The organism is Dolichospermum sp. UHCC 0259 (genome assembly GCF_009711935.1).
Taxonomy (GTDB): domain Bacteria; phylum Cyanobacteriota; class Cyanobacteriia; order Cyanobacteriales; family Nostocaceae; genus Dolichospermum.
Window position 1 is genome coordinate 56174 of the sequence record NZ_VIKX01000216.1, and the last position, 15426, is coordinate 71599.

Genomic DNA, 15426 nt, shown 5'->3' on the forward strand with positions numbered 1-15426 from the left:
TCATGCTACAAGGCGCACCCTGGCTATTGGCTCATCGCTCCATGCTCAAGCCAAATCAGACTTTTAAAGTTTCTCTATACGGAAATGACTACGTAATGTGGCTAGATAGAGTTGGTAAAATTAGCTGCTTACCTAATGCCTGTCCTCATTTAGGTGCAATGCTTTCCGAAGGTTGGTGTGTGACCAAAGCAGATGGAAGTAGTAACGTAGTTTGTCCATTTCATGCTTTAGAATTTGATAGCAATGGTTGTACAGTATTACCCAATAGTAACAAGCAAACAAAATCTTTAATCAAACCCTTAGAATTAATTATTCAAGGTGATTTTATTTGGACTTATGGCGGATATGAAGCCAAAATTTCTATCCCAACAATTTTCACAAATTTTGCCGCCGAATATGAATTTATTGGACATACCAAAAACTTCAGCGTGAAAACCGAACTGTTGACAATGCTGCTAAATATGCACGACTATGATCATCAAAATGGTACACACCGTCCTCTATTTGAAATCGCAGAAGTACAATTTAAAAAATTTATTGACAACGGACATCACTCTCATGCTTATTTTGACTTAATTAGAAAGCAAACTAAATTCAACGACTTACTCAAAAATCCCGGATTATTAGCTATACCAAATAAAATTAACGCCCATTTAGAAAATTTATTTCCTTTCTCTATAATTGTACATGGTGAAAGTCCTGTTGCCAGTGTTAAACAAATTCATTTTTTCATTCCCGAATCAGAAACACATACTCGCACCTATGTTTTAGTTTATGGTAAAGCCAAACATCCTATTGCCCATTTAGTTAAAAAGAATTTTGTTAGATTAGCAGAAGTAATTGTTGAACAAGATGTTGATATTTTGGGTAAACTCTACACCAACATCCCTCAAAATATAAAAATGAGTAACGAAATTGGCATGGATTGGGCAAAACGCAATTTTACTAATTTTCCAATGATTGTTGAACCAAATCTATCTCGATAAATTATAAATAAAACAAAACTCAAAAATAACCATTTAGAGATGTTTGAGGGAACGTCTCTATACTTCCCAAATAAAGATTTAAATAGAAATCAGAATATATTTTTAATAAATACCTTATGAATATAAAAGAAATAAAATTAGGAAAATATCTAACTTTAGAAGAATTTTGTACCTGCACTCAAACCTATCATAAATATGCTCAAAATATCAACCCCTATCCACAAAATTTACCAGAAGTAATTCCCGCATTACAGGATTTAAACAAATTTATCATTGACCCAGTGATAGATTATTTTGGTAGAGAAAAATTTAAACTTACCTACGGTTTTTGTTCTCCATACTTAAAAAAGTATCTAGAGAAAAAAGACCCAGTTACAGGGGAAAAAAATGGGCGTGTCGCTCCTCATCTCGACCAACATATTAGCTATGAAATCAACAAAAACGGTAAATATTATTGTGAAAGATTAGGTGCTGCTTGCGATTTTCTAATTACAGATTTACCGAGTACAGAATTAGTAGAATGGATATTACAAGCAAAACTAACCTTTGATTCCCTCTATTTTTATAGTCATAACCAACCAATTCATATTAGTTATGGACAACAACATAAAAGAGATATTTGGACATTTAATAACTCAGGAATACCCACCAAAAAAGGACTTGAAGACTGGATAAAACTAGCAAAGGAAATAATTTAGGAGTGATGAATTGCTGCTGGATATTTTTATTTAATAATATTTTTTGCAAATTAGATAATTTTTTGCTATTATGTACATAAGTGTACACAAAAATAAAATCTATGTCAACTATCCCCACCGTCGGCATTCGTGAGTTTAGAGCGCGTCTGTATAAGTATACAAAAGAAAATCAAGAACCCATTGCTTTAACGTCTCATGGGGAGACAATTGGTTATTATATTCCTGCTCAAGCGCAACCTCAAAAAAAAGATATAGAGTCTTTAAGGCAAGCTGTTACCAAGCTCAGTAATATGTTGGCGGAAAAAGGACTCACTGAGGATGATATTATTGCTGATTTTCAAGAGTTTAGAAAGCAGAGCTATTAATGACAAAAACAGCAAAGATTATTGTTCTTGATGCGAATATTTTACTGCGTGCAGTTCTAGGAATAAGAACATTTTCTTTAATTTCGGAACACACGGATAAGATACTTTTTTGCACTCCAGAAGTTTGTTATGGTGAGGTTGCTTTTCATATTCCTAATATCGTACGCAAGCGTCAAATCAATCCTCTTCAAGAGCAAGAAGCTGTAGCTACTCTGAATGATCTTAAACAGCTTGTAACTGAAATAGGGGAAGACATTTACGGCGGTTTTAGGCAAGAGGCTTTAAATCGTATCCGTGAGCGAGATGAGAAAGATTGGTCAATTGTTGCTTTAGCTCTTGCTTTTGGCTGTCCAATTTGGACGGAGGATCAGGATTTTTTTGGCACTGGTATTGCTACATGGCGAACCAAGAATATTGAAATTTTCTTCAATGAATAAATTCTTCTTTCCAAATAAATGTTCCATTATCGTCGGGTCGCAAAATAATCTTATAGTCAATTAATAATTTCATGGCTATTTATCTGAATAAGTGGTTTTAATTATTTTAACTGAGCGCCACGATCTTCAAGAATCATTTGAATAATAAAGCTTTATATATAAGATTTAAATAAATTTATCGTTTGATATATTATTTACATAGAGAGCAATTTCGCCTTACCTACGGTTTTTATTCACCAGACTTTAAAAAGTATCTTATATGAACTGGCATTTTTTCTCATTCTGTTTTATTTTTAAAGTAGTTACAAACAGAGTGTTATTAAATGTCTGAACTATTAACAGCAGATATTAGTATCGAAATTAATGGAACAACTTATGAAGGACGATATACCGTTAACATGAAACATCAGTTACTTACTGTAATTTCTGATTATGGAACAGAGACTACTTATACTTCAATTCCATCAGATATGCAAACACCACTAGAAAGAAATAAAGGAATAGCAATGCGTGTATTCCGAGAGATAGTAGATAAGTCTCTTGAAGAAACGAGGAAAGGATATAAATAGATTTAACAAAATGCTTTAAAGCTAGTTTTCATAGATATAGCAAAGTTGCTATATCTATTTCTATGTGGACTTTCCAAGGTAAGGAAATTTCAATAGTTTCAATCTCTTGAGATTTAGTTGACTAAACTATATTGTTTTATACCTGATGTATATATAACTATATTATGTGTTCTGAATTAATTGACTGTATAGTTAAATAATGTATACTGAACTAATAAGTAATTAAACAAAAGTATTTATAGTCATTGCGATTGCTTGATTCCACTATGTCTCACTTCATACTTCGTAAACAGGCCATTCGCAATGACATTGTGTAATTAATTTTGTATAACTACTTAATTTATTGCTTACAGAATTGTTCTTTTCAAAAAGTAAAGAAATGCTATATAAATTTGAATTACTTTGTATTGACGAACTAGAAAAAGTCAAATTCTCTAAACCTAAAAATTTTATTCGGTCTTTATCAACTATTGAAAAATTGTGGAAGAGCGAACCTATAATTTCAGATGATTGTCTTAAAATTTGTGACAATATCGGAAATATAAATATATCTATTCAGCCTTTTGACATAAGCAAAATGGTTACAGGAGGTCGTTCTTCATCTGCTTACTATATTATTGTTGAAGGAGATTTTGATAATCTTGAACCGTTTAGATTAAAGTTTATTGAACAATTAAAAGATATGCAGTTTAACCATAGACAAATATTAATAGATGATGTTTCTAATAAAATAGCACTTGATATATATCCTTTAATAAATAACATTGAAACATTATTGAGAAAATATATTGTGAAGTTTTTTATTACGAAAATTGGTACTGATTGGTGGTCAATTGCTGTTTCTAAAGACACTAGAGAGAAAGCAAATAACCAAAAAAAGAATGAAGACGTATTTACTAGTCCCTCAAGGGTAATAGCTAATGTCACATTATTAAATTTTGATCAATTAGGTAGAATAATTTATAGCCAATCCTCATTATTTACAAAAACAGAAGATATTATTGATAAAATTAGAATAGCAGAAGATTTAGATAGTTTAAAACTCGAAGTTTTAGAAGGAAATTTTACAAAATATTTTAAAGATACGTTTGAACAAAAAGATTTTGGAAATAAATGGGAAAAATTAAGTAAAATTAGAAATAAGGTAGCACATAACAATTATTTCTTTCAGAAAGATTTGGATTTAGCAAATCAGCTTTGTGATGAGTTAATAAATATAATCAATAATGCTGATACTAGTATTGATGCTTTAATTTTGAGTATTTCAGATATAGAAACTTTGGTAAAAGTAAGAAATGAAAGAGAGAAAGAAGAGCTAGAAGATCAACAATCAGAAGACCCAGTAATAAACATTAATGAAGATATAGAAGAAAATTTTACACAATCAATAATTCCTGAAAATAATATTAAGCCTAAACTATCTTTATCTATTCTAAGTGAAGAAAAATTGATTTACAATCTTAAAGAATGTTTAAAACAAAAACAATTTGTTGGTTTAAAGTATTTTGTTAGAGATTATCTAGGAGAACAAGGATATTCATATAATTCATCTCATTCTCTAATTAATCTTTTAATAGATAAAGGAAAAATTGAATCTTATAAAATTCCAAATCCTTATGGAGATAAGGATACAACTGCAATTAAGTTAGTAGAATAATACAGATTATTCTACAGTACCAGTTAGATTGTATTTGAAAAGTTATGAGGGTTAAATTTTAGACTCCTCCAAAATCTCACCCTCTTTAGAATTCAGTAACTTTAACCTATTTCTTTGTCGGGTCTTCGCAGCAGCTTTAAGAAGCTTCAACTTATAAGCATCCACATCCTTACACCAACCTAACTTGTAACCATTGATTACAGTATAATTTTCCTTTAAACATTTTTTCCAGCCAGAAAGACGACTAATACTTTTCCAATTATCGAAGAGTCCTCTATCTTCTTCTTGACGAGTTAATTTAGCAAATTTCTCATATTGGGGATAATCGGGAGTAACTAAAGCATCTATTTGGTGTAAAATTGGGGGATCATCTTCTAGATCATAATCTTGATAAGTAACGTGCAAATCTCGCAAATCAATTGTCATGACTTTTGATAAAATGGGATGAGGATTAATATCAAAATCAGGATAAAATAAATAAGAAATTTTGGGTGTTTTTAGATGGAATTTAATCACATTTGCTTCTTCTAACCGTCCAAGAGTGCGACTAGCGCAACCTTCATAAAGACGTAATAAGGGGTCAACTGCTTGTAATGCAGAAATGTGAACCCAAAGGGAATTAGGTAATTTTTTACCAACTTTGCTTTCTTGACAACGTTTGATAATAAGTTCTGTATTTCCCAAGCTGCGTAACATTTGGTCAGCATCTAAACAGGCTTGTTTATAACTACTATATAAGCCCAGAATATCCTCTTGTACTGCGGGGGTTAATTGTCCTAATCGGGGACGACGGCTAAAATTGCACAAGGCTAAATAAACCATTAAATCTTGACGGCGTTTGTCGGCGATCGCTTGCCATTCTTCCGAGTCAGTTGCCTGTATAATGGTATTAAACGCCCGGCGTAAACTCCCAAATTCCTGAACAATTGCCGATTCTTGAGGTAATTCTCCCTTAATAGGCATTCTGCCCCGTTCCGTCATAAAATTCATCAGCGGCGTTAATAATTCCTGATGTTCCTCAAACCGTTTTACACAAAGACGGATTTTGGGAGTAGTCGCGCGGGAACGGAAGCGAGAAGCACGAAATAACTCCGCTTCAGCCTCATCTCGAAACACAAAATACACCCCCAAAGCCACAGGAATTGCATCAACTCCTAACACTTGGTCAATGTAAATTTTTAATTCTTCCTGCTCATAATATTTCTGAAATGTGTTGCGGTTAGTAATAATGCCATCTCCATAAGCGATTACACCCCGCTTAATATCAGATATCAACACTTGAGCAGCTACTAGCAACACCTTTTGAGTTAGTTCCCAAGCTTGAATTAAGGCTTCCCGGCGCTCGCTCTGATTTTCAATCACATTGATGACAAAACCAATATTGACAATATCCGCAGCTATTTTCGGCGTATCTGGCGAGTAATAAGGGTCCCAACCACAACTTGTATAACCATGTTCAGCAATGCGGTTAACATCTCCACCATGTCCACAACCATAATCAAAAAAGGTGGTTTCTGGACTAAATAAGCCCAATTCCAAAGCTAACCGCACAGGACGAGACAAATCAGGGCGAATAATTGCGGCTTTGTGACGGTCTATTTTGGGAACTATATTTGTAGCTGTAGAACCACCTTCCCGTTTAATTAAGCGATGTCCTTGCACCTCCACTCCAAAAACTTGTAACCTTTGTTCCCAACCCAACTTAGTACCAATTCCTTTAGGATGATTAAGCAAACCTAAAGCAACTTGAGCGCGAGTCAAAGCGGCAAACTCCTCATAGAGGGGATATTCTGGAGTCACAAAAGTCTCTTTGCGGTGCAGAATGGGGGGATTTTCTGAATCGCTATAATCCCGATAACCAACTTCTAGAGTTTCTACGTCAACCTGAATACTAGCTTGTAAAGCCGGATGAGGATCAGTATCAAAATCAGGATAAAATAGATAGGATATCTTAGGTTTGTTTGTGCTAAACTTGACTATGGTTGCCACCTGAACTTTAGGTAAGGCACTATTTCGACTTCGCTCACTACAAGTACGGGCGCGGCTTTCATATTCCTGAAGCCAAGGATCAAGAGTATGTAAAGCTAAAATGTGAATGTAAAAGGCATCAGGTAACATTTTGCCAACAGGATTGTTTTGGCAACATTGATGTATGTTATTTATATCAATAGAATGAAACGTTGAGAGGTTTTCCTCAACTGCATTCCTTATGTTGTCAGGTTGAACCATTACTTTGTCATCTTGTAAAAATATAGATAACCTGGTTACATTTACCTTAGTACAAAAAATCTGAAATTGGAAGTTAATAAACTTTGAAACTAAAGTAAAAACAGTTCAAACCATTGTTTATCATTTTTTTCGTAAAAAGAGTAAAACACAACAAAAAATAACGTTCATTGATGACAAATTGTGGTCTTAGTTAAGTAAAATTAAGTTAATTCATATAACTTGACATTTCTTAATTTTCAGCAAAACATTTGGTCATTTATTAAATTTTTAATAATAGTTATATCTAGTTGTAGATTTATGCAGTCAGTTAATATGAGAATTGTGTAATCTGAAAAGAACTAAACTAATGATTAAATAGAGGTCTAATGACTCCAACTATCATGCGTCAGCTTTGGTCTATCGTTGAAGCCACCCACACAGTAACACTATTACAGCTTGATGATGCTAGTTTGGTGCAGTGGTTGGTGAAACAAATAACTAATCAAGCTTTTTTAGATCCCCATGAAACTGATTTCTTGTGTGATTACATTCAATCTCGGTTGAGTTTGATTCGTGATTTAGCTTATGAACGCCAACAGTCATAGTGGACTGGTTGTGCTGATTATTGAATTTTTGACGGTAAATAACCTTCCACTAAACAATCATTACCGACAATCCGCCAACTTACCCGCTCCAAGGGTAACGCTTCAGTCATACTGGTTAAACCCAAGTCTCCCACAGGTGTAGGAGCATGATCTCCACCAATAATTTTGGGGGCAATAAATGCCATAATTTTTTGGACAGCGCCTTGAGCGATCGCACTAGCTGCTAAAATACCACCACATTCCCATAGCACGCTACAAAACCCGCGCTCATATAAATAACCCATAACTGCTTCTGGTGTGAGGGAGCTAAATTCCACAACTTCCACCCCCTTTGACCGCAGCATTTTTTGAAAAGCCTGTGAACTGCCAACTTCCGTTACAACCAAAGTTGGAGCTTCCTGAGTATCCCATAGAAAAGCCTGTTCTGGTAAATTCAGGCTACGACTCATCACCACTCGTAGAGGATTATGAGCGGCAACTTGATGGCTAGTCAAGAAAGGATTATCTTTTCTCACTGTATTTCCACCAACAATCACCGCATCACAAGCCGCTCGCAATTGATACACCTCAGTGCGAGCATCTTGATTTGTTACCCAAGCACTATGACCAGCAGTAGTGGCAATCTTACCATCTAAAGTCATAGCATATTTCAGAATACCTAAAGGTCGTTGATAGAGAATGCGATGAATAAATCCTTCATTTAAACGCCGACAAGCCGCTTCCTCAACTCCAACTACCACTTCGATTCCCGCAGCCCTCAGCCGTGCAATCCCACCACCTGCTACCAAGGGATTAGGATCAACCATTCCTACCACCACCCTAGACACACCAGCATTGATTAATCCTTCCGAACAGGGAGGAGTCCGTCCATAGTGATTACAAGGCTCAAGACTCACATAAATAGTGCTTCCTCGCGCCCGTTCTCCCGCTGCTCTAAGAGCAAAAACCTCAGCGTGAGGTTCACCAGCACGGGGATGAAAACCTTCTCCCACAATTTCCCCATTCTGGACAACTACCGCCCCCACCAGGGGATTTGGTGAAGTGTATCCCAACGCCATGCGAGCTAATTCTACGCACCGTAGCATCATCCGCGAATCAAAGTCATTAACTACTAATTCCGGGACTACAGGCTGTGCAAATTGATGGTTTTCAGGTAAGGATGTAGATGCTGGAGAGACTCCTGGAAAATTATCCATTTGACTTACGAATTACGAATTAATTTCATCTGCTGCCACCAGCGATTAAGAGGATAATAAACCACAGGCGCCCACAAACTACTAAGAATTGCCGAAGCTAAGGTCGCCCGCTGGTAATATGTCCAAATACTGGCTGCATGACGATTTCCTTCCCAAGATAACTGGAAAGCAAAAATAGTGTCTGCCACCACAGCCATCACAAATACAATTAAAGCGATAGAAATAAAGTCTTCTTGAATAAACCGCTGTTTTTGCATCAGGGCTGTTAACATTCCCACAATTCCCAAACCCAAGGCATGAGTAGGATTTGGTGATGTCATGGCATCTTGCAATAGTCCCAAAATGATCCCGGACAGCAGACCCGAAAATACTGAGCGATTGACACTCCAAGCCACAACCCAAATGAGTAGCCAGTTAGGACCAATGCCTAATAATTCCATTCCAGGAAGACGAGTTGGCAACATTAGCAAGCATAACATTACAGTTAAAAATATTACCATCCAATCCATAAATTGATGCCACCAAGGATGCCAAAGCGCTAATGGGGGAATCAGAAAATAGGATTTTCGTCTAGTTGAAGTTGATTTTTTATCTCTGTTACTGGTAAATCCAGGTATCTTCATATTTTTATGATTATTGATTGATTATTATACAGTAAGGAACAGGGAACAGAGTTGAAAGTCTTTTGGTGTATGGTTTTTAGGTAAATTCTGTATTTCATTCAAGTGCATACCGCTATATCATCGCTTAATTTTAATCCTTGTGAGCCTAATCTGACTACACATCAATTTCTCAAAAGTTGGAAAAATATACTGATATAATTAGTCACTTTTTTAGTTTATCAGTGGCTTTTGCCGCATAATTGGCGACAATTTTGCCAAAAGATACAAACAAATGTCCAAATTTTTGCCAATATAGAAATATTATTTTGTAAAAATTCACTTGGCAAAAAATCAGCATGAGTGAAAAAACCATAGAAAATTACGGCAAAAGTTTTCTCGTTCTAATTTTGCCGATATCGTTTGCGATTGTTTTTTTGGTCAATACCTGGAAATTCTTAGCCATACTCTTACTGCTGTTAATGGTTTTCAACCTTTGGCAACAATACAGATGGGAAAAGTGGTGCAACCAGGTTAACCCACTTTTTTATGAATTGATTGGGGAAAACCAGGGCAAAATTACACCGATGGATTTGGCAATCAAGGGTAATTTTTCGGGACAGGTGGCAAAACGCTATTTAGATGGTAAAGCTAAGGAATTTGGTGCTAGTGTACTAGATTCAGAAAATGGGGATCAATCGTACTACTTTATTAATGCCAGTATTCTCGGCGATATTCTTGATAGTAGTGAATTAGTAGAAAAACTTCCCGCTCAACCAGTTACTAAGATTGCCCGTTCGTTTTTAGCTCCACCTCCACCTATTCCCCAGAAGGAGGAAGTTCAACCGGAATCCAAACTTGAGCCTGAATCTGAGCCTGTTCCTACCCATGAGGAAGTGAGAAAACCTCTAGAAGAACAGTTAGTTTTTGGTTCTCTGATCCAATCTGAATTAGCCAAACGGCTCAATGTCTATTCCAGTACGGTTTACAAGCGACGCAATGACCCAGATTTTGCCGAGTGGTGTCGTAGTCGTGATCCTGATGGTATCGCTTGGTCTTATTCTCGTAAGTCTAAGGAGTTTTTCCCGGTGGAGGAATAGCGGTTCGGCTTCGCTCACCGACCGGGAGCAGGGAGCAGGGAAGCAGTTTTACAACGGACAACGGACAACGGACAACTGACTACTGACTACTGACTACTGACCAATCCCGATCGCCTGACTAATGGATGTTAAGCCGTTTTCTTCTAGTTTGGTTAATAAACCGGACAGGATACGGCGTGGCATCATTGGTCCTTCATAGATCCAGCCTGTATAAGTTTGAACTAGACAAGCTCCGGCTGTGATTTTTTCCCAAGCATCCTGGGCGGTAAATATGCCACCTACACCAATGATGGGCATTTGTCCTTGGGTTTGTTGGTAAATAAAGCGGATTACTTCTGTGGAGCGATCGCGCACTGGTTTTCCACTAATTCCTCCCGCTTCCTCTTGGGGGGATTTACCAGTTTTTTCAATTATTTGGGTTTTGAGTCCTTCCCGGCTAATCGTGGTGTTGGTGGCGATTAAACCAGCGATTTGGTAAGTTTTTACCAGCACAATAATGTCAGATATAGCCTCCCATTCTAAATCGGGGGCTATTTTCACAAATATGGGTTTTCGGGCGGTGTTTTCCTGTTGTAGTCCGTCCAATATTTGACTGAGCATGGCAGCATCTTGGAGCGATCGCAATCCCGGTGTATTGGGAGAAGACACATTCACTACAAAATAATCACCCAAATCCTTAAGTAATCGAAAACTCTCTAGATAATCCTGCGCTGCTAGTTCCAAGGATGTTATCTTAGATTTACCTAAATTTATTCCTATCGGTATCGGGATTGGGTGAATTAAATGTTTTTTTGCCTCTGTTAATCTTGCAGCCATAGCCACTGCACCAGAATTATTAAAACCCATCCTGTTAAGTGCCGCTTGATCTAAAGGCAAACGAAATAAACGGGGAGTTGGATTTCCTGGTTGTGGGTGATAAGTAACAGTACCTAATTCAGCCAACCCAAAACCAAAATTATGCCAAATATTAGCAGCAATACCGTCTTTATCAAATCCAGCCGCTAAACCCAGAGGATTGGGAAATTTCATTCCCACTAAGGTTTGTTCTAATCGTGGATCATTGAGACACAGATATTGCTGAAATAGGCTATTTAACCATTTAGTAGAAGGATAATAACTGGCTTTCGACAGCCAATTTAAACTACCAATGGTTTGTTTGTGCAGCCACTCCGGTTCGGTTTTTACCAGAGTAAATAGGAAATTACTAACTAATGCTTTATAAATATCCAATTTAGGGTAACATCTATCCATTATTAACAGATACCAAAGCTAAAATCCATTAGGAATGTTTATCAGGCATCATCATATATACTACTACAACCTATGTCAAACGATGATCAAAACAAGCAACCCAACAAACTTAGAAATTCTGAACAACAAATTGTATTGTTGGGGCAAGTTCTCCAGAATCTCAGGGAAGATGACAGAATTGATTCACTAATTAAAACCACTATTGCTTATCTGCGAGAATGGTTTAATTACCCATTTATATGGATTGCTCTTTATGACAATAGCAGTAAAACCTTTTATGGAAAAGGAGGATTGACCCCAGACAGAGAAAAAAGTTATCTAGGCACATCCGTTGTTATCACTCCTGAAAGTATTTTAGAGGAATTAGTCACTCAATTATCTCCTGTAGATATAGCGAATTTACGGGATGAATCCCGTGCTTCTGAATTTCAAGAAATCGCTATCAGATATAATATTCAAGGAGCTATACTCTTACCAATTTACTATAAAAAAACCTGTTTAGGTTTAGTTTTACTAGGTTCACAAGTATGGGGATATTTATTGAATGGACAAGCCAGAGCTGAACTATTAATGGTGATAGGTGAATTGGGAATATTACTATCCAAAAATGCCAATAAACAGCATAACAAAGTATCACAGACTTCAACCAAGGTATTATTAAACTTATTAGAAAACATTCAATCTGCTGGCAACTTTAATAAAAAATTAGAGGCAGTAGTGGATTCTACTCATAAGTTGGTTTCCCCTGATCGTACCAATATTTATTGGTTAAAAAAAGAAGGCGATTACTTTTGGTGTCGGATGAGTAATCATCTGGTCAGCATTAGTAATATTGAGAATCACAAACCAGGCTCAGTCGGGATAACAGTCCAAAAATTAAGCGATGTTTATCAGGCATTATCTTTTAATCAAGTAGTGTGGGTTAGCGAGGCTGATAGTTCTTTAAAAATTAATGCTCAAGATCATCTATTACAATATCTAGGAATAAAATCACTCTTAGTTGCACCCATTATCTGGCAAAAAAATTTAGTAGGATTTCTTTCTGTAGAAAGTCATGAACCAAAAATTTGGACAGAAGCAGAAAAACACTTTGTTCAGGGTGCAGCAGGATTGTTATCCTTAGTTGCTCCTCATGAAATTATCGAAGCCGAAGACACAGTTAAACAAATTCAAAATAACACCCAATCTTGGCAATTACGTGATAGTGTCAAAAACCAACAGAAAATTCCTAAAAAATTCAAAGAATATCTCAACATTTTTTCCCAAACCAAAAAAGAAACAAATCAAACTCGAATAGCTGCTTTAAAACAAATAGCATCCATTTTAGAAGTTCCTTTAGCGATGATTCTCTCATGCAATCCCGATCAAAATTGGGCAGAAATTGTTCCGGGAGCAATTTGTGATCATCAACTTTTTGAAGTAATTGCGGATTTTCATATTTCTCTAGAAAAGGATATTCTGGCAGAGTTAGCGTTAGCACATAATAGTTATTTGATTCTCAAAGCGGAGGATTTACCACTAGAAACTAGGCAATGGTTGATAATTCCTGAAAAAAGTAAGGTTTTTGTCATGGCATTACATACAAATTCCGAGTCTCAACCCACAGGTATTGTAGTTTTAGCAGATTATGAAGAAAAAAGTTGGACTCAACTAAATCTGAGTGCTACAGAAATTCTTATTTACCAATTAGCGTGGTGGGAAAATCAACAGCAAATCCTGCAAAATCTGGAATCTAACAACGAAAAATTACATAACCTTAATTGGTACAAACATCGTCGGTTAGAAGAAATTCATAGAATGTCCACACTTGTAATTAAGCAAATCCGTGATTTAGGTATACCTGTTAATGAATTAACTCAAATACGTTATAAACTGCTATTGCAACAATTAGATTACACAGCTAATTCGATGACAGGGATAATTAAACAGGAAGAGTGGAATTTGCATATAGGTATGGAAACTATGGCAATTTCCAATTTATTGAAGCGAGCAGTAGAAAAAGTTGATCGTTATGCTAAAGAGCAAGAATTGTGGATAGGAATGCATGATATTGGGCAGTCCCATGATCATCAAGAATTATCTCCAATATTACTTTTACCGAAAGAAAAAACTCCGCCGGGTTTAAAATTATCTATCACTGGCGATATTGTAAAAATTGAGTTAGTTTTGCATGAACTATTAATTACAGCCTGTCAACGTTCTCCTGTTGGTGATAGAGTTGATATTTGGTATAAACTTGTAGATAACAACTATTTAGAGGTTTCGATTACAGATCATGGTATTATTGAACCACAGTTGTTGGCAGAACTAAATCAATATCAATCTTTAGATCCACTTTTTACTCCCCAACTCAATCAACCGCCAGGTTTACATTTAGTAATTTGTAAAAGGATAATAAAGCAATTGGGTGGAGAATTACACATATACCAATCAAATGATCAAAAAGTTGTTAGTCGCTTGGTATTGCCTTTAGTATCTAATACCTCAACTACCTCAACAAGCACTTAATTATTAATTGGTGATTATTCGGCGAAGGTTCAATTTTTGAATGGATTATTATGGGGCGTGTTCGTTCTGATTTACCTGAAAAAATCTGTGTAGTTTGTCAACGTCCATTTACTTGGCGGAAAAAATGGCAAGATTGTTGGGATGAGGTGAAATATTGTTCTGAACGTTGCCGTCGTCGTCGTTCTCAAGCTAAAAATTAACAACTGACAACTGACAACTAACAACTGACAACTGACAAAATAAATGATTTTACAAATGCAACCTAAATTAATTATTCATGGTGGTGCTGGTAGTTCTCTCCAAGGTAAGGGGGGATTGATAGCAGTTCGCAACTCTCTTTCTCAAATTGTTGCGGAAGTTTATGCTCTTTTACTAAACGGTGCAAGTGCGACTGAGGCTGTAGTTCGGGGTTGTGAGATGTTGGAAGATGAACCTCGGTTTAATGCTGGTACTGGTTCTGTCCTCCAATCTGATGGACAAATCCGTATGAGTGCTTCGATAATGGATGGGACAACTGGGCGGTTTAGTGGTGTGATTAATGTGTCACGGGTGAAAAATCCGATTGAAATGGCGCTGTTTTTACAAGATGCTGATGATCGAGTTTTGTCTGATTATGGTGCGGCTGAGTTGGCGCGGGAGTTGGAACTTCCTATTTACAATGGTTTAACTGATTTGCGCTTGAAAGAGTGGACTCTAGAACGTCAGGATAACTTTAAAAGAACGATGGCTGGGGTAGTGGCAGAACCAGAAATGGCAGAAAGTGCCGGTAGGGGAACGATTGGTGTTGTGGCTTTAGATGGCTATGGTAAATTAGCTGCTGGTACTTCTACTGGAGGTAAGGGCTTTGAACGGATTGGGAGAGTTAGTGACTCGGCGATGCCAGCGGGTAATTATGCGACTAGTCAGGCGGCGGTTAGTTGTACGGGGATTGGGGAAGATATTATTGATGAGTGTTTAGCGGCCAAGGTTGTGGTGCGTGTTACTGATGGAATGTCTCTACAGGAGGCTATGCAGCGATCATTTACGGAAGCTAAGAGGAATAATCGAGATTTTGGGGCGATCGCTCTTGATGCCACTGGTGCGATATCCTATGGTAAAACCTGCGAAGTCTTACTAGCTGCTTACCATAATGGCGAAAATATTGGCGATACTTTGGAATGGAATAATCAAGAACTAATTGGTCATTAGTCAGTGGTCAGTTGTCAGTGGCAACAGGGGTTTTATAGTTTCTGCGTTTTTTGTGCTTT

At 36.6% G+C, this 15426-nt stretch carries 15 protein-coding genes; 11 read left to right on the plus strand and 4 right to left on the minus strand.

Going from position 1 to position 15426, the window contains the following annotated elements; all coding sequences use genetic code 11:
* Positions 1–2 precede the first annotated feature (2 nt).
* The 6 genes from FJR05_RS18285 to FJR05_RS18310 all read left to right on the plus strand — a co-directional run bounded on the left by FJR05_RS18285 (position 3) and on the right by FJR05_RS18310 (position 4712).
* Entirely contained in the window at positions 3–986 is a 984-nt protein-coding gene (locus FJR05_RS18285; RefSeq protein WP_168645435.1) for a Rieske 2Fe-2S domain-containing protein, read from the plus strand.
* A 116-nt stretch (positions 987–1102) separates the two neighbouring features.
* Entirely contained in the window at positions 1103–1684 is a 582-nt protein-coding gene (locus FJR05_RS18290) for a hypothetical protein (RefSeq protein ID WP_174783769.1), read from the plus strand.
* Between the two features lie 101 nt (positions 1685–1785).
* On the plus strand, positions 1786–2049 hold the full coding sequence (locus FJR05_RS18295) for a prevent-host-death family protein (protein ID WP_168645436.1): 264 nt from the start codon (positions 1786–1788) through the stop codon (positions 2047–2049).
* Positions 2049–2486 carry a PIN domain-containing protein gene (locus FJR05_RS18300; protein ID WP_168645437.1) on the plus strand — a complete coding sequence of 146 codons (438 nt, stop codon included), beginning with the start codon at positions 2049–2051 and terminating at the stop codon, positions 2484–2486. The genes FJR05_RS18295 and FJR05_RS18300 overlap by 1 nt, the downstream gene beginning before the upstream one ends.
* Before the next feature lie 323 nt (positions 2487–2809).
* The gene (locus tag FJR05_RS18305; protein WP_168645438.1) at positions 2810–3055 is read left to right on the plus strand and encodes a hypothetical protein; all 246 of its coding nucleotides are present in this window, start codon (positions 2810–2812) and stop codon (positions 3053–3055) included.
* Between the two features lie 343 nt (positions 3056–3398).
* The gene (locus tag FJR05_RS18310; RefSeq protein ID WP_168645439.1) at positions 3399–4712 is read left to right on the plus strand and encodes a Swt1 family HEPN domain-containing protein; all 1314 of its coding nucleotides are present in this window, start codon (positions 3399–3401) and stop codon (positions 4710–4712) included.
* Positions 4713–4763: 51 nt separating this feature from the next.
* On the opposite strand, the gene FJR05_RS18315 is transcribed toward FJR05_RS18310, so the two are convergent.
* A complete protein-coding gene (locus FJR05_RS18315; protein WP_168645440.1) occupies positions 4764–6941 on the minus strand; it encodes a DNA phosphorothioation-associated putative methyltransferase in 2178 nt (725 codons plus the stop codon).
* A gap of 365 nt (positions 6942–7306) precedes the next feature.
* Between FJR05_RS18315 and FJR05_RS18320 the strand changes: the two genes are divergently transcribed.
* The gene (locus FJR05_RS18320; RefSeq protein WP_168645441.1) at positions 7307–7525 is read left to right on the plus strand and encodes a hypothetical protein; all 219 of its coding nucleotides are present in this window, start codon (positions 7307–7309) and stop codon (positions 7523–7525) included.
* 17 nt (positions 7526–7542) lie between these two features.
* Here the strand turns inward: FJR05_RS18320 and ribD are convergent, their stop codons facing one another.
* Positions 7543–8721, minus strand: a complete 1179-nt coding sequence (gene ribD / locus FJR05_RS18325; RefSeq protein WP_168645442.1) for a bifunctional diaminohydroxyphosphoribosylaminopyrimidine deaminase/5-amino-6-(5-phosphoribosylamino)uracil reductase RibD — start codon at positions 8719–8721, stop codon at positions 7543–7545.
* Between the two features lie 5 nt (positions 8722–8726).
* Positions 8727–9344 (minus strand): rod shape-determining protein MreD, encoded by a 618-nt coding sequence (gene mreD, locus FJR05_RS18330; RefSeq protein ID WP_168645443.1) that lies wholly within the window; start codon positions 9342–9344, stop codon positions 8727–8729.
* Positions 9345–9679: 335 nt separating this feature from the next.
* Here mreD and FJR05_RS18335 point away from each other — a divergent pair, with 335 nt between their 5' ends.
* Complete coding sequence (locus FJR05_RS18335) at positions 9680–10420, plus strand: hypothetical protein (RefSeq protein ID WP_168645444.1); 741 nt, start codon at positions 9680–9682, stop codon at positions 10418–10420.
* 93 nt (positions 10421–10513) lie between these two features.
* Here FJR05_RS18335 and FJR05_RS18340 read toward each other — a convergent pair whose 3' ends face one another.
* Positions 10514–11650 carry a quinone-dependent dihydroorotate dehydrogenase gene (locus FJR05_RS18340; protein ID WP_168645469.1) on the minus strand — a complete coding sequence of 379 codons (1137 nt, stop codon included), beginning with the start codon at positions 11648–11650 and terminating at the stop codon, positions 10514–10516.
* 93 nt (positions 11651–11743) lie between these two features.
* Between FJR05_RS18340 and FJR05_RS18345 the strand changes: the two genes are divergently transcribed.
* Genes FJR05_RS18345 through FJR05_RS18355 form a run of 3 tightly spaced genes read left to right on the plus strand, consistent with a single transcriptional unit; the run spans position 11744 to position 15367 of the window.
* Positions 11744–14179 carry a GAF domain-containing protein gene (locus FJR05_RS18345; RefSeq protein ID WP_168645445.1) on the plus strand — a complete coding sequence of 812 codons (2436 nt, stop codon included), beginning with the start codon at positions 11744–11746 and terminating at the stop codon, positions 14177–14179.
* 50 nt (positions 14180–14229) lie between these two features.
* Complete coding sequence (locus FJR05_RS18350) at positions 14230–14379, plus strand: DUF2256 domain-containing protein (RefSeq protein ID WP_168645446.1); 150 nt, start codon at positions 14230–14232, stop codon at positions 14377–14379.
* A 43-nt stretch (positions 14380–14422) separates the two neighbouring features.
* Positions 14423–15367, plus strand: a complete 945-nt coding sequence (locus FJR05_RS18355) for an isoaspartyl peptidase/L-asparaginase (protein ID WP_168645447.1) — start codon at positions 14423–14425, stop codon at positions 15365–15367.
* Positions 15368–15426: the final 59 nt, after the last annotated feature.

Excerpts from the sequence above, each read along its gene's own strand:
- FJR05_RS18285 (WP_168645435.1), top strand. The coding sequence starts at position 3 with ATGCTACAAGGCGCACCCTGGCTATTGGCTCATCGCTCCATGCTCAAG.
- FJR05_RS18290 (WP_174783769.1), top strand. The coding sequence starts at position 1,103 with ATGAATATAAAAGAAATAAAATTAGGAAAATATCTAACTTTAGAAGAA.
- FJR05_RS18295 (WP_168645436.1), top strand. The coding sequence starts at position 1,786 with ATGTCAACTATCCCCACCGTCGGCATTCGTGAGTTTAGAGCGCGTCTG.
- FJR05_RS18300 (WP_168645437.1), top strand. The coding sequence starts at position 2,049 with ATGACAAAAACAGCAAAGATTATTGTTCTTGATGCGAATATTTTACTG.
- FJR05_RS18305 (WP_168645438.1), top strand. The coding sequence starts at position 2,810 with ATGTCTGAACTATTAACAGCAGATATTAGTATCGAAATTAATGGAACA.
- FJR05_RS18315 (WP_168645440.1), bottom strand. The coding sequence starts at position 6,941 with ATGGTTCAACCTGACAACATAAGGAATGCAGTTGAGGAAAACCTCTCA.
- FJR05_RS18320 (WP_168645441.1), top strand. The coding sequence starts at position 7,307 with ATGACTCCAACTATCATGCGTCAGCTTTGGTCTATCGTTGAAGCCACC.
- ribD (WP_168645442.1), bottom strand. The coding sequence starts at position 8,721 with ATGGATAATTTTCCAGGAGTCTCTCCAGCATCTACATCCTTACCTGAA.
- mreD (WP_168645443.1), bottom strand. The coding sequence starts at position 9,344 with ATGAAGATACCTGGATTTACCAGTAACAGAGATAAAAAATCAACTTCA.
- FJR05_RS18335 (WP_168645444.1), top strand. The coding sequence starts at position 9,680 with ATGAGTGAAAAAACCATAGAAAATTACGGCAAAAGTTTTCTCGTTCTA.
- FJR05_RS18345 (WP_168645445.1), top strand. The coding sequence starts at position 11,744 with ATGTCAAACGATGATCAAAACAAGCAACCCAACAAACTTAGAAATTCT.
- FJR05_RS18350 (WP_168645446.1), top strand. The coding sequence starts at position 14,230 with ATGGGGCGTGTTCGTTCTGATTTACCTGAAAAAATCTGTGTAGTTTGT.
- FJR05_RS18355 (WP_168645447.1), top strand. The coding sequence starts at position 14,423 with ATGATTTTACAAATGCAACCTAAATTAATTATTCATGGTGGTGCTGGT.